Raw genomic sequence first — 24728 nt, forward strand, 5'->3', positions numbered from 1 at the left:
TTAACATACAATAAATATTAATAAAATAAAATATTATAAACATTATATTTTTGATTATTAATGCATCGTAATATATAAAAGGTGGTATATATTCCGTGTATAATAAATTGCGCATTCTGATCGGTAGCCCGGTTCAACAACAACCAGAGGTTCTAACATATTTTTTAGAGGGTTTTAAGTATTTAATTGTTCCTCAAAATGTACAGTTGTCATTTTATTTTATTGATAATAATAAAGATCCTGCGTCTAAACTTTTACTCAAGAATTTTTATGATGTTTTTCCTAACACTATAATTGATGAAGATAATGAAGTTATGGATTATTTTAAAGATGAAGATACCCATTATTGGAATGACAGTTTGACTTTAAAAGTAGCAAATTTAAAAAATAAAATACTGCAAAGTGCTAGATTAGAAAAATATGATTATGTATTTCTAATTGATTCTGACACTATATTACATCCAGAAACACTTAATCAATTACTAAAAGCCGATAAGCCTATTGTTTCAAATATAATGTGGACTTGTTGGAAACCTAATACGATGGAAATGCCGCAAGTTTGGCTTCAAGATACATATAATTTGTATTATAAACAATATAATGAAAATATATCTGAGGAAGAATCATATAAAAGAACTGTTGAGTTTATAGATAAATTACGCGTCCCCGGATTGTATGAAGTAGGAGGTTTAGCTGCTTGTACGCTTATTAATCGTTATGCATTAGATTTAGGTGTTTCATTTGATAAAATATCCAATCTTTCGGTTTGGGGTGAAGATCGTTATTTTTGTATTCGTGCTGTAGCTTTAGGTTTACCACTTTATGTTGATACACATTTACCTGTTTATCATGTATATCGTCAAGCAGACTTTCCTGCTGCAGATAAATATTTATCAGATGCTAAGCAATATTTCAAAGATAGAGCTAATGAAAAAAATCTTGTTTAATTAATCACAAATTAGAATGATTAGATTATTAGGCATATTATTAAAAAAATAATTATATAAAAAAATATTTAAATTATATAAAATAAATTTATTAATTTAGGTATTTATTTAGCCACCAAAATTATAACAGCCAATATCACGTATTCAAATATTAAAATTGTTTCATCAAACAGACCTTGTTTTTTTTAAAAAATATGATTTTTAAAAAAGCAAACTACTTTTAAATTATATATCTTAAAATATGCATTAGATTATTTTGATTAGATTATTTTATATTTATTAAATTTTATATGATTTCTTAATCATAATTTTTTTATTATTAGATTAATTTTTTTATTATTAGATTAATTTTATTATTCCTAAATTAATTTATAATAAAATATATTTATGTTATTTTGAGTTTTCATCTAATTTTTTGCTTTATATTATGATTTAAATATTGGTGAAACATAATCAAATGATTAAATAATTATTTTTTAAATTTTAATAAATTTTTTTGGATTATTTTTAGAACATTTACAGACGTACCACTAAGGCATGTATGATAAATTATGATATTAAATTATGCTTTTTAAGATAATATGTTATTTACATGTCTGATCAAACCAAATTTTAAATAATTATATCCAATAAATAGATTTTTGTTTTTTTTTCTAATATTATATTTGATGTTTATCATTTATTGAATTCACATTTAGTAATCATTATGCATTAGATATAGGAGTATCATATTCGATAATAACCAATATTCATTTTTTATAGGATATAATTATTGATAAATTACTTGTATAAAAAATATTATTATAATTTACCTGTGTATCATAATATTGTTTTGCATAGATTTTTGAAAATAAATGTATTTAAAGTTTAACTAAAATAGCCATCTCACGAATATGATATTATATTTCAATGAAAATCGTCTAATTAAGAATAATAATATATGTTACGAAAATCATTGAAAAGTAGGTGATTTATATGATTAGCATAAGCCTGTGTATGATTGTGCGTGATGAAGAAGAAGTTTTAGACAATTGTTTGAGTAGTGTTTCAGGTATAGTAGATGAAATTATCGTTGTTGATACAGGTTCCAAGGATAATACAAAAGACATTGCCGCTGAACATGAAGCTAAGATATATGATTTTGCTTGGCGTGATGATTTTGCTGCTGCACGTAATTATGCTTTTTCTAAAGCTACCAAGGAATATATATTTTGGTTAGATGCTGATGATGTGATTAATTCTAAAAACAAAGAAAAACTAAAAAATTTAAAACAGACATTAAGATCAGATGTTGATAGCATAGCTATGGATTATTGTTTGTCATTTGATGTGCATGGTAAACCCAATATAAGCCTTAAAAGGAATCGCTTAGTACGTAGATCTTGTAATTTTGAGTGGATAGGTGTTGTTCATGAATACTTAGCTGTCAGTGGCAATATTATGCAAACTGATATTGCTATTCACCATTCTAAAATAAAAGAGTATACTGATCGTAACTTGCGTATTTATCGCACCTTGCAGTCGCAAAATAAAGAATTTTCTGTTAGAGATCTTTATTATTTTGCCAATGAATTGCGTGAAAATGCATATTATGAAGAAGCAGTAGAATATTACAATCGTTTTTTACAAACACAGCAAGGATGGGTAGAAGATAATATATCTACATGTTTGAAATTAGCTGATTGTTTTAGTCATTTACGTGAATCTATAAATGAATACGACGCTCTTGTTAGAAGCTTTCTCTATGATCTACCACGTGCAGAAGTGTGTTGTCGCTTAGGTATGTACTTTTTTCAAAAGAATAACTTAAATCATGCTATATATTGGTATAAGACAGCTACACAACTAGGAGAGCCACCTAAGATCATGGGTACCCTTGATATGACAGCTTGGACTTGGTTACCTCATTTACAGCTATGTGTATGTTACGATCGTATAGGTAATAATGAAAAAGCTGAAGAACATAATGATAGGGCTCTTGCATATCATCCAACACATCCTAGTATGTTGCATAATCAAAAATATTTTGATGGATTAAATAATAATGCAAAAAAAGATAAAAATGAACAGGAAACATCATTTTCGGAATCATCTGAATCAAACAAATATGCTGAATTGATATCAAAGAATATAACAAAAAAAAATACTAGAGAAAAAGATGACAAAAAAACAGAAATAAAGGATAAAGACAAAAAAAATTCCGAAGATGATTCATCGTCATTTATTGACGGAGCAAATTCAAAAAAAGATATTTTAAATCAGTTAACGCAGAAACTTCAAGATAGTTATAGTGCTTTAGATGAAGATACTCTACATAAGACTTTAGAAACAGCTAAAAAATATTTTATTGATAAATCACAAGATTGGCTACCTGAACAAAAAGATAGTAGTGATTCTAAAAAAAAGTTTACTTGGGAACAAGTTCGTAATGCGTTATCATTTGCTAAGAAAGCCATATTGCGCTCATCTTTTTCTAATGATAGTTTGTTAGGTAAGGATTTTAAATCACATGATTTTCCTAATAAAAACGACGATACGGATAATTATGATAAAGAACAACAAGATGGAATGAGGAAGAATAATATGGATAGTAAAGAAATGAATAAAAAATCAGGATCTTTGGGTAATTATAAGAATAAAAAAAATAGTGATGAATCTTATATATCTTTTAATTTAGATAATGATGATTTTTCTAATAATAACGATGAAGGAATTGACAATATAGATTCTCTTAAAATATTAAATGATATCGAAGATGATGAAATGGATTTTCAAGAATTATCTGAATCTACATCAGATGAAAATAATATTGAAAAAGATGATTTTGATTTTTCAAATGATAAAAGTAGTTTTAGTGATTCTAAATGGCGTTTGAATGACATAAGTGATTTTGATGAAGAAATAGAAACAAACGATCAAAAAACAGGAAAAACCAAAGTTTTAAAAATAAACAAAGACAAATCACTTAAGGATGATATTAAATTAAGCAAAGAAGAAGACAGTAAGAGTGAGTTAACAAAAGACAAAAAAGACAGTAAAAGTGAGTTAACAAAAGACAAAAAAGACAGTAAAAGTGAGTTGTCAAAAGACAAAAAAGACAGTAAGAGTGAGTTGTCAAAAGACAAAAAAGACAGTAAGAGTGAGTTGTCAAAAGACAAATTATTTAAGTGTAATATGAAATCAATCAAAGAAACAGACAACAAGGTTGATTTAGACAAAGAAACAGACAACAAGGTTGATTTGGACAAAGAAACAGACAACAAGGTTGATTTAGACAAAGAAACAGACAACAAGGTTGATTTAGACAAAGAAACAGACAACAAGGTTGATTTAGACAAAGAAACAGACAACAAGGTTGATTTAGACAAAGAAACAGACAACAAGGTTGATTTAGACAAAGAAACAGACAACAAGGTTGATTTAGACAAAGAAACAGACAACAAGGTTGATTTAGACAAAGAAACAGACAACAAGGTTGATTTAGACAAAGAAACAGACAACAAGGTTGATTTAGACAAAGAAACAGACAACAAGGTTGATTTAGACAAAGAAACAGACAACAAGGTTGATTTAGACAAAGAAACAGACAACAAGGTTGATTTAGACAAAGAAACAGACAACAATAGTGATTTAGATAAAGAAACAGACAACAAGGTTTATTTAGACAAAGAAACAGACAACAAGGTTGATTTAGACAAAGAAACAGACAACAAGGTTTATTTAGACAAAGAAACAGACAACAATAGTGATTTAGATAAAGAAATAGACAACGATAGTGATTTAGACAAAGAAACAGACAACAATAGTGATTTAGATAAAGAAACAGACAACAAGAGTGATTTAGATAAAGAAATAGACAACGATAGTGATTTAGATAAAGAAACAGACAACAATAGTGATTTAGATAAAGAAATAGACAACGATATTGATTTAGACAAAGAAACAGACAACAAGGTTGATTTAGATAAAGAAACAGACAACAAGGTTGATTTAGACAAAGAAACAGACAGTAAGAAAAGAGGATTAAACAGAGGAAAATCACGAAACAAGAAAAGTGGTTACAATAAGAATAAATAATATATTTTTATATCTTATTTATATAAATAAAATAGCATAAGAAATACATTAGCTATTTTTTGTGATTATTAAGAAGTTATTAAAAAGATTTTTTAATTTTTTTATTAAGATTTATGATCTAAATTTTGTGTTTTTTAATTAGGTATAATAAAAACAGATTTCCTTATAATCAAAGTACTTACATGACTTCTTATACTTTATTGGGTATTTTTCTGGAATTCTTTTATGTGATATATATATATATATATATATATATATATATATTATAATTTTTTTTTTGGGGCATTAATATTTTATTTTTCATATTATCATAATAAAGATTTTTTAATTTTAGAATGTTACAAGATATAAAATCAGAAATTTTTGGTAAATAATTTTTTATTTTGTTTTTAAAACTATTTTTTAATATTTAAATTATTTTATGATTTAGATGGTTTTATTTCTCTTCAATTTTAATTTTTCTTTTTAATATAATACTTATTTTTAAATGATCTTGTCCAAAAATTGCTATAAATATATTTTAATCATCTAATCGAATGCACCAAAAGCTATGATGATGGTTATTTTTATTTTTTATTTAAAATTTTTTAATAAAATTTAAAAAATAACAATGAATACCAAGTATTTTTTTTAATTTTCGGTATCAATATTTCCAGACATGTTCAATATTATATAAAAGTTAATTATATGTAAATATTTTAGTTATTTATTATTATTTTTTTAAATTTATAAATAGAGTATATAAATAATTATTTTTATTCAATTAGAATAAAAATTTTCTTTTCTATGAAAATTTATAAATAATATATTTTAAATGGTTTTAATAAGATATTTTTGATTATTTTTAGATCTTATTATTCGCAAAGTATATAAAAAGATATAAAAAATTTTATTTTCAAAAATTATTTATATTGTCATTGAACATACAAGGTTTATTATCATCTTGTTTTTTGGTGATAAATATAAACTATTTGGAGGTATATAGTATTAATAATAAAATAAGAATCCTTATAGGTAGCGTTGTTAAGCGCAATCCAGATGTTTTGAATTATTTCTTAGAAAGTTTAAAGAATATTAATGTCCGAGAGGAGATTGCTTTATCATTTTATTTTATCGATGATAATGAAGATCCAGCATCGAAAAAAATAATTTCTGATTTTGCCACATCTTTACCAGATACTATTTTATTAGATCAAAATCAAGTATATTCATATATGGATGATGAAGGTAAATATCATCACACAGAGGCACATATTTGGAGAATTGCTGAATTAAAAAATGCTATAATTAAACATGCGCTTTCCGAAGAATATGACTATTTATTTTTAATAGATTCTAATATTCTTATCAATCCAGAAACGATTCATCAATTATTAAAAGCTGATAAACCAATTGTTTCTAATATTTTTTGGGTTCCTTGGGGATCGAGTGGTAAAGAAAGGCCACAAGTTTGGCTTCGGGATGAATATGATTTTGATGGTTTAGGTCCTAAAGATAACGTAACAGATGATGAAAAACAAAAAATAATTAATGATTTTATGACCAAATTGCGAGTACCTGGATTGTATGAAGTAGGTTGCTTAGGTGCTTGTACACTTATGAATCGATATGCTTTGGAATTAGGAGTATCATTTAATGAAATACCTAATATTTCTTTTTTTGGCGAGGATCGACATTTTTGTATTCGCGCGGTTGTATTGGGGTTATCTCTTTATGTTGATACACATCTACCAGCTCATGTATGTTTATCATCAAATTTATCATCAGCCGAAAAGTATTTAAATAAATTATAGCAAGCGACTGAAATTATATTCTTTTCGTAATAATATATATTTATAATTATTCAAACATTTTATTTTAACTATCTAAAATATCTTTGTTTATAACTTTCAATAAGTATAGATTTCATTATCAATATTTTTATTCTCATCAAATTATTGATAATAAATTTTAAATTAAATTAATTTTTTATTTATAAACTAAGTTTAACATTTCATTGACAAGATAATATATTGAATGTAAGGTTAAAAAATATTTTTTATTTTTAACTTCTTTTTGTATTTTTTCAATTATAGGATTTAATTTATATATTTATAGAGTTTTTTATTAATTTTGAAAATAATTATTTATTAGATTTTTATTTTTCAATATCCATATAATTTGATATTTAAAATTACATGTTATCATTTAAATAATACAATTATTCACACTTTTTATTTTATAGCGGAATATTATTTAATAATAAAATACGAATTTTTATTGGCAGTCCTGTACAACAGCACCCACAGTTTCTTTTATATTTTTTAGATAGTTTAAAGTGTCTAGGTATTAATCAGAACGTAAAATTGACATTTTATTTTTTCGATGATAATAAACATCCATTCTCAAAACGAATTTTATTTGAGTTTGCTGAATCTGTAGATGATACTATTATTTTAGGTTGTAATGAATTTTCTAAGCATGTTAAGAATGAATATACACATTATTGGAATGCAGAACTTGTTAATAAAGTAGTGGATTTAAAAAATAAAATACTTGATTATGCTCGTTTAAAAAAATATGATTATGTATTTTTGATTGATTCGGATATTATGATTCATCCTGAAACAATTAATCAACTATTAAAAGCTGATAAACCAATTGTTTCTAATATTTTCTGGATAACTTCTAAGCCTGGTTATATGACACTTCCACAAGTTTGGCTTCTTGATGAATATACCAATTATCGATTAGGTCGAGGGGAACGTATAACAAAGGATGAACGTCTTAGAAGAGTTCGTCAGTTTTTGAATCAGTTACTTATACCAGGTTGGTATGAATTGGGTGGATTAGGTTCATGTACCTGGATCAATCATAAAGTATTAGATTCTTGCGTATCTTTTGATTATATATCTGTACTTTCCAAAAAAAATAGGCCATAATTTTTGATTTTCAAAAATTAACTTAAAAAGTTTATTATAATCTAAGTTTGAACATTATTTGTTTATACAAAAGATCGTTTTTATTTTTAGAGTAATTTAGCATCCTTATGTTTAATTACTCTAAAAAGAGAATTTATATATTTGTATTGTTATAATAAATTTAATTATATTTATAAATGGTCAAAAAACAAATCTAGCTTTTTTAGTTTTTTTACCATATCTATCCTTTTTAATTGTATTTGCAGATTTAGGCTACCTCTTTAAATTGATAACAGTAGGACCTTAGTGCTGCTCTTAATCCTTTTTTGGCACGTGATAAAATAAGCTTCACAGATATATGCGTAGGAACATCTAAATATGATATTACCTCTTTAAGGGATGAAATTAATATATCAATCATATCTTCTATTCGATCAGCTTCTTTTTTAGCCTGATATTTACGTAATCCCTTTAGGAGATTACCATTACCTGTATGTATACAATACATTGCTACAAACATTTGTAAAATTAAGTATCTATCTAAAGATTTGATGGATCTGACTTGGTATCCTTGTAAAGCAAGATAATTTTTAGCTGTTCTAAAATAGGTTTCGATTTCCCATCTTTTCGAATAATAATTTAGAATTTCTTCATTACTTAGCTCCATATCTGTGCAAATAAAAGCTTTTGCTTTAGATATATCTTGACCTTCCTTAAGACAAATAAGGACAACTGCATTGTCAATAAAATTAAGATTACCTTCATATCTATAAACACGATACTTTTGTTTTTTAATGGTAACAACTTTTGTATCTTTATTTTTTATAAAATTTAAAAACATTTTTATTTGATTTTTAATGCCTAAAGGACAAATAACAATATCGATTCTTAATGCACCTATAAAATGAAATCCTTTTTTTAAGCTTGTTTCGATGATCTTTTTTGAAATATACCAAGAATCTACACAAACATATGCTTTGTGATCTGGCTCAGGAGCACTAGATATGATATCGCAAGCAGTATCCATTTTATTACTTTCTGTTTTATTAGCACGTGTAACTTCTATAGGATAGCTTAAACCATCTGTATGTAACATAGCTTGAACAATAGAATGACCATATACACTTCTTTTATCTAGATTAGAATAATGGTAACCTGCTGCTTGTATAGGGTGTTCAGCTAATGATGATGGCTTTGTCTTATGGCATACTGTATCGTCAATTATCAGAAAGTAAGGTTTATTTTTTCTCTTAGCTTGATTGATAACTTCTTCATAAGCAACATTGTTTATGGCGTCACTAAGTATTTTTTCATCCCATTTTGAATTAGTCATCATATGGCTTATCGTTTGGCGGCACCTGTTATAAAAGTTTTTTTTATGAATATCTGACAAAGTTCCGTTAAAGTTTTGTGACAACATACCATCAATAATCTGCAAAATATGATTAAAAACAGATGAAGTAAATTGGGATATTAACCCCAATTTACGAAAAAATTTGACCAAATGAGATTTATTTGTTAACCTACAATTAATAGACATTCTCTATCCTCCTGTTGGTTTTTTGTTAACACTTACATTCTACACAGGTGATAGCGGAATGTCTATTTTTGTTTGTAAAATATTAAAATGTAATATATTGTAAACTTTGGAAATGCAATAATATTTTATTATTTTTATTAATAATTTACATTTTTTTGCTTTTTTTGCATGTACAGATATATATAATGTTTCGTTTTTTTGGTGAAGATAGATATTTTTGTATTCTTGCTGTGGCGATGGGTTTTCCGCTTTATGTTGATACTCATTTACCTGCTTATCATATATATCGATTGTCCGACTTATCTTATGCTGGAAAATATTTTATGGTTTTAAAAGAATATTTGAAAAATCAAGTGAAAATATAATTTATGGATAATTATTTTAATATTTTATATTTTTATTCTAATTATTAAAATTAAATTCTTATTGCATAGGAATTATAATTTCAATGTAATAGATGTTATTAAGTAATATTTAATGCAATTTGGTCATAGTGTATAAGATTACATCGGGATTAAACATGTAAAGTAAGGCATGCATTGATTTTAATACGTGTTTTTATTCAATTTAAAAATAAAGACGGATAAATAAAATCCATATATTAAATTAATAAATAAAATTTAATTATTAATAAATATTTTATTAAGATTTGCATACAAAATCCAATTTAAATTAAACTCATAAAATGACGGTAATTAGATTCTAGAATGGTTAATAAAAATTGAATTATATTCTAAAAATCATAATATTTATCATTTTATTAAACATGTTTTTTAGATGAGATTTAATAATATTGATCAGATCTAAGGCAGATTTTTCCATGGCCATTTATAAATAAAGAATATTTTTATTTAAAATACATCATCATTTGGACATCATTTTTTATTTATAATGCAGTAAATATGTATTATTATAGTAATGATCATATAGTAGAGGTTTTTAAAGAAATACATAAAGAGATTACTCTAATATTAATTTTTAATTAAACATCAATAATCTCAATTTTTCTGCCATATATTTTAAATTCAGATTAATTATTAGATTAATATTTAGTTAAAGATATAGATATTATTCAATAATGATAAATATCATGTTCTAAATTTTCTTGTATACGATATACGAGCTTTTAATTATTATCAATAATCAGTTTATTATTAATTCTATACACAAATTTCTGTTGCATCGATTATCATTAACCAATAGGATCTTGTTCAAAAACCTTTGTAAATAGTTTTTAATAGCCTAATCGAATGAACTAAAAAATATAATAATGGTTATTTTTATCTTTAAATTACATCATTACTAATAATATATATTAATATTTCTATTAAAGTCCTATGTATTTCATTGGAGATTAGAGTAATATGTTATTTATGTAATAGTTAAATACAAATATGTTTTTTAAAAATTCTGATTTTATATAATAGGGAGAATAAATTTGATTATAAGAGATATAGAACGTGCATTTCAGTTATCAATAGATAAAGATGCATCTAATTCTTATGGAGGTATGTCTTTATCTAAGGGAGCTTTATTGAACATTTTTCGTTTTTTAGAAAAGCAGTTACCATCTTATAATATATTAGAATTAGGTGGAGGGAAATCAACGATTTTTTTACAATCAATTTTAGAATTAGATTTATTGCCTATCAAAGTAACTAGTGTCGAACATGATAGTGAATTTTATTATTTTTTAAATCAATTTATTCATAGATCAGAAAAAAAAGATATTAAAGATTATTTTAATATCTACCTATCACCTTTAAAACAAATAACGGATGAAGAAAAAGAGTTACTTTTTGCTGATCCGATGAAATCTTTAGACTTGTGGCCTAAAATAGGTAAAGATGTACCTAAAGAACAATATAATAATTATACTATTAGAAATGCTTTTTATAATAATATAAGCGATTTGAAATTAAAAGAAAATAGTATTGATGTTTTAATAGTAGATGGTCCACATGGTAATGGGCGTTCTTTAGCGTATCCCTTATTTGCGCCATTTTACAAAAAAGGAACTTTAATTTTGATAGATGATTTTGATCATTATCCTTTTATAGAAGATTTGAAGCGGGTTTTTAATATTGAAGAATGTTTTCGTGAAATTGAAGGAGATAAGCGTTGGATTTTAGTTAAAATAATCAATTATGTTAATTGATTTAAAATAATTAATTATGTTAATTGATTTAAAATAATTAATTATTGGTATTATTATGGGAATTAAATCATTATTAAAATTAATATTATGAAAACACAACCTAAAAAATAATGATATTATTTATATAAAATATTAGATATTATTAGATATATATTTAAAATAAAAATTATATTTTAATCATATTTTTTTATTATTAAAATTAAATTATTCTAATATTATATAAATTGTGTTATTTTTGATTTTATAGATATTTTATATAATATAGGTTATTATTAATAAATATCATCAATAATATGATTGTTTATTATTTTATTATTAAGATGAATTTTTTAGGATTATGAACAATATAATGGAGTAACTTATGTAATGGTGAAAATAAATGTCAAGTATTCATAATTTATATTTTTTGGTAAAACAAGGTGATTATTATGTCTAATTTAGATGTTAATAGTAAGCTGTACTGGGAGAAGCGTTTTGATAGCAATTGGATTGAATATAATGGATGCGAACAAACTAAATATTTTGCTAATCTTGCTCTGAACATGTTGCCAGAATTTTTATACAAAGATTTACAGGAAAATGAATATAATATTTGTGATGCTGGATGTGCCTTAGGTCAAGCCGTGCCTCTCTTAGCGGATGCTTTTCCTTTAGCTAAGGTTGTGGGGATGGACTTTGCTTCTTCAGCGATTGATCAGGCGAAAAGACTTTATCCTCGATATGATTTTATTGTTGGTGATTTATTAGATTTATCGGATACATATGATGTTTTTTTTGTATCAAATACATTAGAGCATTTTTCGGATCCTATAGCTGTTATAGGAAAGATTTTGCAAAAAACGAAAAAATATCTTATTTTCTTAGTTCCTTTTCAAGAGTATGGAACTTTAACAGAGGAACATTTTTTTGTATTTGATCATGATACTTTTCCGGAAAAGATTGATGATTCTCGTAGAATAGTTTTTCGTATTTCGGATGGTAATAAATCAAGAAAAAAATTCTGGGATGGTAAACAAACATTGGTTGTTTATGCTAAAAATTATGAAGGCGATCAGATTGATGATGTTGGTAAAAATGTTTTTTTTGAAGAGGTTTGATAATATTGACCAGATCTAAGATAACTCTTTCTATGGTTGTACGTAATGAATCAGACCGTTATTTAAAGAGAGTATTATTTGAACATCGTTCTTTTATTCATAATGCGGTAATTATAGATGATTGTAGTACTGATAATACAGTAGATGTTTGTAAGGAAATGCTTGAAGGGATACCTTTGACATTGATTGTTAATGAAGATTCAAAATTTTCTAATGAGTTTTTACTTAGAAAGCAACAATGGGAAGCTACAGTTGCTACAAATCCGCAATGGATTTTAAATTTAGATGCAGATGAATTATTAGATTCGGATTTTTCTTCAGAAATCGATACACTTTTGAATCAAGATAAATATCATGTTGTATATTTCCGTTTATACGATATGTGGGATGAAGATCATTATCGAGAAGATGGTTATTGGATTGCGCATACTGTACACAGACCTTTTTTAGTTCGTTGGGTGCCATCTTTGGATTATACTTGGCAGACAACTAAACAACATTGTGGGCGTTTTCCCAGAAATATTTATTCATTTCCGTATTGTTTAACGAAAACGCGTATTCGTCATTATGGATGGGCTAGGTTAGATGATCGTCAAAAAAAATATGAACGTTATTGTGAATTAGATCCAGATGGCATTTATGGATATATAGGTCAATATAAATCTATATTAGATAAAAATCCAAAATTGATAAAATGGGAGGGCTAAATTTGATCGTACGTGATATAGAACGTGCATTTAAAATATCGATAGATAAGGATTCAACGAATCCTTATGGAGGCCTGTCTTTATCTGAAGGAGCTTTATTTCATATTTTTCGTCGTTTAGAAAAGCGTTCACAACCTTACAATATCTTAGAATTAGGAGGTGGTAAGTCGACAATTTTTTTGCAATCGATTTTAGAATTAGATTTATTGCCAATACGAGTATCTAGCATAGAACATGACATTAAAATTTATGATATTTTGAATAAATATATCGATGAATCCAATTCAAAAGATATTCGTAATTATTTTAAAATTCATCTTTCACCTTTAAAACAAATAACAGATGAAGACAAAGATTTACTATTTGCCGATCCGATGAAATCTTTAGATCTTTGGTCTAAAATGGGTGAGGATGTACCTAAAGAACAATATAATAATTATGCCATTAAAAATGTTTTTTATACTAATATCCATGATTTGGAATTAGAAGAGGATAGCATTGATATTTTAATAGTTGATGGACCGCATGGAAATGGACGTTCTTTAGCATATCCTTTATTGGCGCCTTTTTGTAAAAAAGGAACTTTAATTTTGGTAGATGATTTTGATCATTATCCTTTCATAGAAGATTTAAAGCGAGTTTTTAAGATTGAAGAATCTTTTCGCGAAATTGATGGAGATAAGCATTGGGTTTTGGTTAAAGTAGTTGATTATGTCAATTTATTTACATAATTAATTTTTTTGTATTATTATGACAATCGCATGCATATTCAGATCCATATTATGAAAATATTTAATCAATATTTTCATAATATGGATCTTTGCAAAATATAGTATTAAAAATATATTTAGCATAATAATTTTTATATAGCTTTTTATATAGATTATTTTTTTTAAAAAAATTATAGGATATTTTTTAATTATTAAAATTATCTAGGATGTGATTTAATGCGTTGGATTTATCCTTCAACTATTTTTTGGGAAAAAGATGCTGTATTTCAACGGCCACAGCAAATTTGTAAAGCTATAGCTAATCTTGGAGAAGAGGTTTTTTTTGTTGAGTGTGATCGTCCCGACGATGTTCTTTATATAAAAGATGGTGTTAAAGTTGTGGGCAAAAAATATTCAATTGATAAGGGTCAAGATACTATTTTTTGGATGACACATCCGGACTATATTCATTTAAAAGATTTTTACAATGCTAATTTTTTTATTTTCGATTATATAGATGAAATGGTAGAGGAATTTTCTGTTCGCTCTTATAACACTTTCTATGATTGTTTAGATAATGCAGATTTAATTACAGTGGTTAGTGGAAGATTGCATAGAATTATTTCTGATATAAAACCAAATAAGCCGCTGTTACAATTACCCAATGCTGCTGATATCGAACATTTTATAAATGCTAAATCTTTAGATATATCTTATGAGTTACAACAGTTTAAAAAACCGATCATTGGTTTTATGGGCTCAATTTCTTCTTGGATAGATATAAAATTACTTTATTTGGTTATGAAGGCAACTCCCGACATGCAATGGGTTTTTGTGGGGCCTGATTATCTTCATTTTAATTATTTGTCTAATTATCTAGATAATATATATTTCACTGGTTTAAAATCATATAATGATTTGCCATCTTATTTAGGTGCTTTTGATGTAGGTATTATTCCATTTGAAGTTCGCGATATGACAAATAGTAGTTCTCCAATCAAATTGTACGAATATCTTGCAGCCGGACTACCTGTTTTATCTACCCCTATTGCTGAAGCAGTAGCTTGTCCTTACGCATATATTGCTGAAACTGTTGAAGATTGGGTGGCATCCTTAAAAAATATTTTAAAGGGTAATTTGAAGGAAAGTGTAGAAGATCGGCAATTATATGCCAAGCAAGAAAGTTGGGATGCTAGAGTTAAAAAATTATTAAAATTTATTAATTAATTTATTTTTTTAATATTAAGAATAAAAATTCCTAAATGAGGTAAAATGATCATTTTATATGATGAGTCTAATTATCACTAGAGATAATTTTTATATATTAGACTTTTTACATTATAATTTTTATAAAAAACTATATCAATAGAATGATTACCTATTTTTAACATGCATATTTTGGTTTAAAAAATAAGGACTTGTTATTACAGTTGAAATTTATTTATGATATTAAATTATAAAAAAATATAAGCTAATTCTTAAATTTATTTTCACTTAATTTGTTTTTAACTTAATTTACCTTTTAATTCATGCATATATTTAAATATCAAAAATAATAAAATCATATCTTATTCATGTATCTGAACAAACCGCACAAATTATTTGATTTTTTAAGGTTTTTTCTTTTGTATAATTTATAAGTCATAATTAATATTTATAATTATTACTTTAAGTTGTTTTTCAAATCCTTACCTACTATTTATACATGTATTATATTTAATTCTAATTTTTTTTGAATCATCTATCGTGGCTATTATTAATTTTTGGGGATAAATCTTGATTCTTCAGCTAACATGATGTTATGCAGGAATTCTAATTGTTGAAATTTTTAGATTGTATATCGAACTTTACTTTGTTAAGAGTTTTTTTCTACATTTTTTCTTTTGAATTTAATTAATATGATACTTATATATGACTTAAAAACCATAATATAATATTAAATATACGAATTAATGTAAATTAATATTAGTAATTGCCCAGAAATATTCATATAGCCTATTAATTATATAATTTAAACAAAAAAATAGACATTATCATAGCTTGTATTACATTCAATTAAGTTCTTAAACTCTATTTAGGTTAGTTTTTGGTCAAGCTCTAACTTTTTTATAGATATTAAAATCATGTACACTACTTTTTTTATAATTTACAAACCCCTTTTTTGGTTACTAAAGAAATTATAATTAAAACTTTATTATTTATGTTTCTTGTTTTCTAAAAAGTAGGGGTTTTTTATTTAAATAGCATATAGGTTATATGTAAGATATTTGTATTATCTAATAATTATTCTGATCCAGGATAATTGTATAGAATTTTTGCTGCATCTTCTATAGATTTGATAATTATAAAAACAGTACTTTTATTAACATAAAAATTCAAAGAAATATTTTAATATGTATAAGCTACTCGCATACTACGAAAGCATAATAATAATTGGTTTCTTTCATCTAATTTATTATGGCTAACACTTTTATGCTTTTTTTCAGATATTGGGTATCTACTAAATGTAAAAATGTTGGTATCATCATACTTTTTGCTATTTTAAATCTCTTTTTATCTAATTATTAAATTTTAGAAGACTATTTTTTATTTATTATAAATTTAGCTTTGTCATTTTTTTATTTTAAGCATTCTTATTATTTATTTTATATTAATATGGCAATTTATCTGGATTATAATATATATTGCTTAAAAACCAACGTTATAAAATAAACATATTTTTGAAACATCAAAATATTTTTTTGTAAATATCAAAAAAACTTTAATAAAATATAATTAGGGATTTTGGGTTTGATTTTATATAAAGTATTAAAAGCTAAATAAACATGGTAATGTTTATTTAAAAGTATTTCTTGTTTCTGAGATTATATTATTTATATTTATATACAAAGATTAATTGTAATAAAAATTCATTATAATAAATATATTTTTAAAATTGCATACATCCTAGAAACTATTGGTTATAAATGCCCATACTATACTTTGGCCACTTTTATATGCAAATGACCACGACAAATTTATAAAAAATTCAGTAACTCGATAAAGAGGTTTTTTATCTTAAATGCTGGGAGATGATTTGTGTGCGTTGGATTTATATGTCGGATATTCCTTGGGAATCATTATATGTAATACAAAGACCTCAGCAGGTTTGTAAAGCTTTGGCACGGCTTGGTCAAGATGTTTTTTTTGTTTATGGCAGGTGTGAGAGTGATGATTTTTCTATAATAGATGGTGTTAAGATCGTAGGACGAGGATATAAGATTGATGATAATGAAGAAACTATATTTTGGTTGAATCATCCAGGATATTTGACAGTAAAAGAAGATTACAATGCCAAATTATTGATTTTTGATTATGTAGATGAGGCAGTTGATGAATTTGCTTTTTGGAATAATGAATTTTTTCCTTTATGTTTAGAACAAGCTGATTTAGTTACAGTTGTCAGCAAAAGATTGTATGAAATTATTTCTGATACAAAGCCAGATAAACCTCTTTTGTATTTACCTAATGCTGCTGATATTGAACATTTTCAAAATGCTAAATCCTTACCTTTGCCAGTTGATTTGCAGAACTTAGTTAAACCGATCATCGGTTTTATGGGATCTATTGCTGGCTGGATAGATATGCAATTATTATCAGATGTTATTAGAAGAACACAAGAAATGACATGGGTTTTTGTAGGTCCTGATTATATGGGGATAAATCATATTTTAGTTGATTTGGATAATTTACATCTTATTGATTGGAGATTATACGAGGTTTTACCAGCTTATGTAGGTGCTTTTGATGTAGGTATCATACCCTTTCAGGTGCGTGATCTTACGCATAGTAGTTCACCTGTCAAAATGTACGAATATATTGCAGCCGGACTACCTGTTTTATCTACCCCTATTGCTGAAGCAGTTGCTTGTCCTTATGTATATACAGCAGAAACCGCTGATGATTGGATTAATTCGTTAAATAGCATTTTATATGGACCTGCTAAGGAAAGTGTAGAAGATCGTCAATTATATGCCCAAAATGAAACTTGGGTATTTAGAATGAAAAATTTGTTTCAGTTTATGGACCAATTAGGCATTTCGAATTTTGATATCTCATAAATTCTAACTAAAAAAGTTTTGAAAGTATAATTAGCTTGTCCTAAAATCGCTTGAAAATGTATCTTAAGAATCTAATCGAATTCACTAAAAGCTATGATCATCGCTAATTTTATTTTTTAATTAAATAAATAGTGTTAAAATATCGAAAAATTAAATATAAATTAAATATAAAGTAATTGGAATCAAAATATATTATAAATAAAAAACATGCGAATCTGATTTATTTTTTAAAAGAAATTTAAAACTATTAAAAATATACATTTATAATAAAAATATACATTTATAATAAAAATATTATTTTTCATATATTAAAAATAAAAATCATTCTTTTTTAATTTTAAGTTTTTGAATCGAACGTTAAAGATAGCAATAAATACCAAAAAACTTTGATAATTGTATATGTCCATCTTTCCAGACAAGTTAAATATATAAATTCTCATTTTCACCATCCGATAATATTACATCTACTATATGTGTAATGGACTTGTCCAAGAATGCTAATATAGACGATTAGTTCAGATTATTAGTAGTTATTGTCAATTTTAAAATTTTATTAAAAAAGCTTAAAATAAACAATAAAGCTGCCTTTTATATATTTTTTAAGATATATAAATACTAATGTTTTAATTATTTGAATATTGATAATTATATATCTAAATGCATACATTTTATTAACATTTTTAAGTTCGTGCTAAAAAATAAGTTTATATAAAATAATTTTATCTCTTTATAATATTTTAGAATTTAATATTGTAGTATATATCTAAAAAAATCACAATGTCATATTGACATTGTGATTTTTTTAGATATATACTACAATAAAATTTGATATTTAAAAGAGGTGATTAAGCATATATGTATAAATCGAAAGTTAAATACTTAAATATGGAATATTCCAAAATAGCAGCATTTGATGACGGTAAATTCATGTCTGCTGTCGTTGTAGATAAAATCATCTTTGGAAAAATAGTTAATAGAGTTAGAAAAATAGATTTAAAGACCAAAATAATGGCTTGAAGACACAATATCCTTGGACCCGAAAATCAAGTATACTTATTTTTTCATAATTTTTTTCTTGGGCTTACGAATATAATGATTGCACAAATTTTTGGTATTAGTAAAAGCACATTTAATAACATCATAAAAAAGATACAAGGTATCGCCAAGAAAGTATTATCCAAAAGATATCTTGCAAATCAGAGCCCATATTTTTCATCTCTCATATTTGGTTTGTTTATATTCGATTGTACTGAAGTGCGCATAGAAAGACCAAAAAAAGATAATAAAAAATATGAATCTGGAAGAAAAAAACACCCAAAAATGAAGTCTTTACTTGCAATTTGTGCTGAAACATCTTCTATTGGCTACACAAATTTTGCACCCGGGAGTGTACATGATTTTAAGCTTTTTAAAGATTCGTACATTCCATGGTTATCTGAATATGCCACTTTAATCGCTGATTTAGGCTTTCAGGGCTTACAAAAGCTATTTCTTTTACCATATAAAAGAAGTAAGTTAAAGAATTTGACCCAGGAACAAAAGGAGTATAATCAAAAAATTTCTCGTAAAAGATCATTGGTAGAAAGAGTTATAGGTTGGTTAAAAAGATTTAAGATTATTTCTAATAGATATCGTAATAATCCTAAAAAATTTCCAGAACAATTTGATTTAATATGCGCAATGTTTAATTCTCATCTAGCTTTAGGGAAATTCCAAGAAGTTAAAGAAGATAAAAAAGCAAGCTAAATAGTAAAATTAAAAATTCTGACCATTTATATATTTATTAGTTAGGTGCTTTTAATAGAATTTCATTGTTTATAACTACAAAAATGACAAATTAAACCTAGGAATAAAATCCCTAAAACAAAAATCTTCTTTTTTTATATTTTAACACTATTGATGAAATTTAAACACAAAAATAGCTATTACCATAGCTTTGAATGCCTTTGCTTAGCCCCTTAAACTCCCTTCGCATTGATTCTTGGACAAGTCCATTGAATTAAATTTGGTTCTTAAACTCTTTTTACATTGCTTTTTGGACAAAATCATAGTTTATTGTATATTAATATAAAAAAGGTAACATATTATTTATGAAATCATATATTAAATTTAGTTATAATAAAAAATATAGGAGTTGGTTTTTTGCGTTGGAGCTATATGTCGCATATTTATTGGTAAAAATATACTTTATTTCACAGACCTCAATAAATGTGTAAAGCTTTAGCAATTCTTAATGAAGAGGTTTTTTTATTGATCATTCTCTTGATTATGATAAGTTGTTTCTTGGGCTTGTTCAGAAATATTAATATAGCCGATTAGTAATGTTTTAATTTAAACACAAAAATAGCCATTATCATAGCTTTTTGTTTATTAAATTAGGTTCTTAAACACTATTTAAAATGGTTTATTGGACAAGCTCCTTATAGATGGTGTTAATTTGGTGGGTCGAAGATATGCGATAAATCAAGATTAAGAAGCAATTTTTGTATTGAGTCATCCTAAGTATTTTAAGTTCAACAAAGATTAAATTTTAAAGTGTTTATTTTTGATTATTTAGATGATTTTGTAGAAGAGTATGCGACTAATAATAATAATTATTTTCATGAATGTTTAGAAAAGTCAGATCTTATTACAGTTGTTAGCCGAAGATTATATAAAATAATTTCTCCTCAGAAGCCTGATAAACCACTTTTATATTTGCCCAATGCTGCTGATAGTGAACATTTTAAAGATGCAAAATCATTACCTGTACCAACTGAATTTCAGAATTTTTCTAAACCTATAATTGGTTTTAGTTGGGCTTTTGCTTCATGGATAGATATTCAACTATTGGTTCATTTTATTAAAAGAACACAAGAAATTACATGGGTTTTTGTTGGTATGGATTATACGTATGGAAATAATCTTTTGATTAATTTTTTCAAAAATGTTTCTTTTATTGACTGGAAGTTATACGCTGATCTACCTTCTTATATAGGTGCTTTTGATGTAGGTATTATACCATTTGAAGTGCGTTATATGACTCATAGCAGTTCTCCTTTGAAAATGTATGAATATCTATCTGTGGGTATAACTGTTTTATCCACACCTATCGCTGAAGTACTAGCTTGTCCATATATCAATATTGCATCAATGGCTGATGAATGGATTAATTCATTGGATAGTATCTTATATGGACCTGCTAAGGAAAGTCTAGAAGATCGTCAATTATATGCACAGCAGGAAACTTGGATATCTAGAATAGAAAATTTGTTGCAATTTATAGATCAATCAGGTTTGATTTTATAATATATTCCTTGAAAATTAATATATTTTTATTATTATGATTAATTTTTATTATTATAAGAATTTGAGATTTTATTATAACTTATTTTTCGATCAGCATAATATTTTGAATTTATTTTAATATTATGTATCTATTATTATTAATTATAAATATATTCTAAGATATAAAATAAATTTTTTATTTTAGATTTATGCTTTTAAGTTTAAATGCGATATCTTTTTTTAGTTCAAAATAATACTGTTATATGGTATTGTTATTTTGAACTATGCATATTATTATTAAGATAAAATTTAATATTTGTGATATTAGTCTAATACTTATTTTTTTCATCTAAGTTTAGAGTTGCTACTTTTATGGTTTTTTCATTTTTTGATAAATGATTCCTAATATTGCATTATTCATTGAAATTTTCCAAGAACCCATATAAAGAGAGTTAAGAATTTAATATTATATACTAAAATCTATGATAATGGCTATTTTTATGTTTAAATTATATTATTATTAATCGGATATATTAATATTTAAGGACGATACCTTTATTTATTTTATGGTTTAAATTTTTTTATTTAATTATTTTATGAATTTAATCAAAATTTGATACCGGATGTTTATGAATGTGTTGGGATAATTTTGTTTGCAATTCTAATATCCTTAATTTATAATTAATATTTATAATAATGATTAAATTATATAAAATCAAGGGTTTAGGTATTGATTATATGATATTATTTATTTCACTTCTTTTTCGTATGAATTCTTCTTATAAGATTTTTATAGGTATTTTATTTCATTGTTTTTTTATTTATCTTTTTTTGCTTTTTTTATATTTTTTATCTATATACAATAAATTTATAGCTTTTATATTTTCGGAAATATGTTTCGGTAGTGACTTTTCGAAGTATATTGGTATCCTCTTATCATCAGTGGTGCCAGAACCTTTTATAGATGGTATACCTATGCCTATCGTTGTTTCTAATCTTTTTTATATTGTTGTTTTAGGTGTTATATTTTTTAATTTAGTATATTTTCAGAAACTTTTAACTATTACTCATAAAACAGAAAATATTGAAATATATTATAATATATGTTCTGGGTTAGCTAGAGAAAAATTTTTTTTTTGTATTGGTAATATTAAAAAAATTAAATTGCTTTTTATTATAACTTTTCATAATATTATAATTCATGCATTTATTTTTGCTGCATATTTATTTTCGCTGTACATATTTGATCTAACCGTTGTAGTTTTAAATATTTTTTTTGATACATTAATTCCGATAAAGCTTTATGTTCCATACGGGCAGCTTGTTTGGTTTTGTACATGTTATGCTATTTTTTTGTCATTTCTTATATTAATTTATCGATGCTTTACATTCTTATTACATGAAAAACTTCTATTTTTGCGGGATTGGTTTTGTTTTTTTAGTAAAAAGAGTAAGATAATTACTGATTTTTCGATATTTTTTTATGTATTTTTTCTCTTGTTATTTGTTGTTCTAATCTATTTTATCGGCTTTTTTTATGATTCAATAGAGGACGATTTTTATAATAAGTTTTATATTTTTATTTTGTTATTGCTCTTATTTTCTTTATTTTATGTTTTTTATAAAAATATTATTGTTTATATTATATTATATTTTCAATCAAAATATAATATAATATCTTTAAAGTGTTTTCGTCGCATTGATTTTAATTTTTTGCTTTTTTATTTTAAGAAATATTCTTTTATAAATATTATTTTATCTTTTTTGTTAACTTTAGTTATTTTTATTCATGGTTTATATTGTTTGTTGGATGATAAAGTTATTTTTCGAAAAAAAATGATTTTTAGCGATGATGGACCTTTGTTTAGTTATAATTTAGGTCCGGCTAAAGTTGAATCTTTAGCCCATAGAGATGATTTAATGCCTGTATTTGAGGAAATAGCTCATAAGGTCCATTATCGTAATTTGGCTAAAGAACTTTGGGATGTGATGTCTAAAGATGTAGATATGATTATGGATCGTTTAGGTTTAAAGCCCGTTTTTTATCCTGTAGTTACGCAAGAAATTAATCTTTCTTTAGATCAAGGTTATATTTATAAAATGAAAGCAGGAATTGAAAAAGCTCGGGTATATCAGATAAGAGCTATTTCTGTGATGGATTATAATAGATTATCTGATTATAATTTATCGATTAAAGAAGATGAAGTAGTTTTAAGTTGTGATCGAAGAGCTCGCTATTGTCAAAATGCAGTTGATGTTTTATTTAATTCTTGGAATGATAATAAAAAAATTTGGTATAGTAATGAAGTTAGTGATTTATTACCAGATACTTCTTTTGGTTTTCGACCTAAATTAACAGTTATTGTAAGTGATAAATATTTTAAGGAAATGTTAAGTGAGGCGAAAGAATCTTTAAGCACAAGGTATTTTGATTTTTATCAGGGGGATAAACAAAAAGTTATTGCTCAGGAAAAACAATCTTTGTCTAAACAGTTTAATGTTTTTGTTAACTATTATGCGCAGGATAATTTACCTTTGAATGGAGAAATGGCTTTAAATTTGTTAACTTTACAAAATAATTTTATTAAATACAAAGATCCCTATGTTAAAGAAATCGCAGCACAAATAGCTACAATAATTTTAGCTCAAAGTAAATATTTAGGAGATTATCTTTTTTTTCATCATTTAAAAGAAGAAATAGGTTTAGATTTGCTTTTTGAACTTGAGATCGATATTGTTACCAAGAATTTTTTCTATGAAATGCTATATCCGATTCCGTGTTACATATTTATAATACTAATTTTTTATATTAATATTATTTTTAATTTTCTATTAATGATCAATATAATTTTAATGCTTAATTCGGATTTTAATATATCTAAAAAACGATATTTATCTATCATTCAGTTGATACTTATATTTTTTTTACCGACAATTGTTTCTTTTAGCATAGCGAGCTTGTTCATAGCTTTAACTATTAATTTGTTCTATCAAATGCCGATTAATTTATTTTTTTCAGAAGATTATCTTTCTTTAATATTTAAAATGATTTGGCATATTACACCTGCTATGCTGTTTTTTATATGTATAAATCTGCTATTTTGTTGGATATATCATATTATTTTTAATAGATATAAATAATTTATTTGCCCAATAAAAGAAATTGTAAATAAAATCTATTATTTAATGGTTTTATTTATTAATTATGATTTTTTTAAATCTTGA

The 24728-nt window shown here is 25.0% G+C and carries 16 protein-coding genes; 15 read left to right on the top strand and 1 reads right to left on the bottom strand.

Going from position 1 to position 24728, the window contains the following annotated elements:
- Window positions 1–107 precede the first annotated feature (107 nt).
- The 4 genes from VS182_RS03190 (at window position 108) to VS182_RS03205 (ending at window position 7945) form a co-directional block, all read left to right on the top strand.
- A complete protein-coding gene (locus tag VS182_RS03190) occupies window positions 108–947 on the top strand; it encodes a glycosyltransferase family 2 protein (protein ID WP_479492734.1) in 840 nt (279 codons plus the stop codon).
- A 975-nt stretch (window positions 948–1922) separates the two neighbouring features.
- Window positions 1923–5024 carry a glycosyltransferase family 2 protein gene (locus VS182_RS03195; RefSeq protein ID WP_479492735.1) on the top strand — a complete coding sequence of 1034 codons (3102 nt, stop codon included), beginning with the start codon at window positions 1923–1925 and terminating at the stop codon, window positions 5022–5024.
- Window positions 5025–5995: 971 nt separating this feature from the next.
- Window positions 5996–6817 carry a hypothetical protein gene (locus tag VS182_RS03200; RefSeq protein ID WP_479492736.1) on the top strand — a complete coding sequence of 274 codons (822 nt, stop codon included), beginning with the start codon at window positions 5996–5998 and terminating at the stop codon, window positions 6815–6817.
- A 552-nt stretch (window positions 6818–7369) separates the two neighbouring features.
- Complete coding sequence (locus VS182_RS03205; protein WP_479492737.1) at window positions 7370–7945, top strand: hypothetical protein; 576 nt, start codon at window positions 7370–7372, stop codon at window positions 7943–7945.
- 247 nt (window positions 7946–8192) lie between these two features.
- Here the strand turns inward: VS182_RS03205 and VS182_RS03210 are convergent, their stop codons facing one another.
- Window positions 8193–9464 carry a transposase gene (locus tag VS182_RS03210; RefSeq protein WP_479492739.1) on the bottom strand — a complete coding sequence of 424 codons (1272 nt, stop codon included), beginning with the start codon at window positions 9462–9464 and terminating at the stop codon, window positions 8193–8195.
- A 185-nt stretch (window positions 9465–9649) separates the two neighbouring features.
- On the opposite strand from VS182_RS03210, the gene VS182_RS03215 reads away from it, so the two are divergent.
- The 11 genes from VS182_RS03215 (at window position 9650) to VS182_RS03265 (ending at window position 24644) form a co-directional block, all read left to right on the top strand.
- On the top strand, window positions 9650–9829 hold the full coding sequence (locus tag VS182_RS03215) for a hypothetical protein (RefSeq protein ID WP_479492740.1): 180 nt from the start codon (window positions 9650–9652) through the stop codon (window positions 9827–9829).
- Window positions 9830–10902: 1073 nt separating this feature from the next.
- On the top strand, window positions 10903–11622 hold the full coding sequence (locus tag VS182_RS03220) for a class I SAM-dependent methyltransferase (protein ID WP_479492741.1): 720 nt from the start codon (window positions 10903–10905) through the stop codon (window positions 11620–11622).
- 428 nt (window positions 11623–12050) lie between these two features.
- Window positions 12051–12719 carry a class I SAM-dependent methyltransferase gene (locus VS182_RS03225; RefSeq protein ID WP_479488872.1) on the top strand — a complete coding sequence of 223 codons (669 nt, stop codon included), beginning with the start codon at window positions 12051–12053 and terminating at the stop codon, window positions 12717–12719.
- Window positions 12720–12724: 5 nt separating this feature from the next.
- Window positions 12725–13426 carry a glycosyltransferase family 2 protein gene (locus tag VS182_RS03230; RefSeq protein ID WP_479485057.1) on the top strand — a complete coding sequence of 234 codons (702 nt, stop codon included), beginning with the start codon at window positions 12725–12727 and terminating at the stop codon, window positions 13424–13426.
- Between the two features lie 2 nt (window positions 13427–13428).
- Window positions 13429–14157: a class I SAM-dependent methyltransferase gene (locus VS182_RS03235; RefSeq protein WP_479488873.1), complete on the top strand. Its 729-nt coding sequence runs from the start codon at window positions 13429–13431 to the stop codon at window positions 14155–14157.
- A 216-nt stretch (window positions 14158–14373) separates the two neighbouring features.
- Window positions 14374–15363 carry a glycosyltransferase gene (locus tag VS182_RS03240; protein ID WP_479485059.1) on the top strand — a complete coding sequence of 330 codons (990 nt, stop codon included), beginning with the start codon at window positions 14374–14376 and terminating at the stop codon, window positions 15361–15363.
- A gap of 1844 nt (window positions 15364–17207) precedes the next feature.
- Window positions 17208–18236, top strand: coding sequence for a glycosyltransferase (locus tag VS182_RS03245; protein ID WP_479492742.1), 1029 nt, complete (start codon window positions 17208–17210; stop codon window positions 18234–18236).
- Between the two features lie 855 nt (window positions 18237–19091).
- Complete coding sequence (locus VS182_RS03250) at window positions 19092–19253, top strand: hypothetical protein (protein WP_479485061.1); 162 nt, start codon at window positions 19092–19094, stop codon at window positions 19251–19253.
- 75 nt (window positions 19254–19328) lie between these two features.
- On the top strand, window positions 19329–19982 hold the full coding sequence (locus VS182_RS03255; protein WP_479485062.1) for a transposase family protein: 654 nt from the start codon (window positions 19329–19331) through the stop codon (window positions 19980–19982).
- 789 nt (window positions 19983–20771) lie between these two features.
- A complete protein-coding gene (locus tag VS182_RS03260) occupies window positions 20772–21524 on the top strand; it encodes a glycosyltransferase family protein (protein WP_479488876.1) in 753 nt (250 codons plus the stop codon).
- Between the two features lie 1815 nt (window positions 21525–23339).
- A complete protein-coding gene (locus VS182_RS03265) occupies window positions 23340–24644 on the top strand; it encodes a hypothetical protein (protein WP_479492743.1) in 1305 nt (434 codons plus the stop codon).
- Window positions 24645–24728 lie beyond the last annotated feature (84 nt).

The sequence above is a fragment of the Pasteuria ramosa genome, from assembly GCF_056496785.1.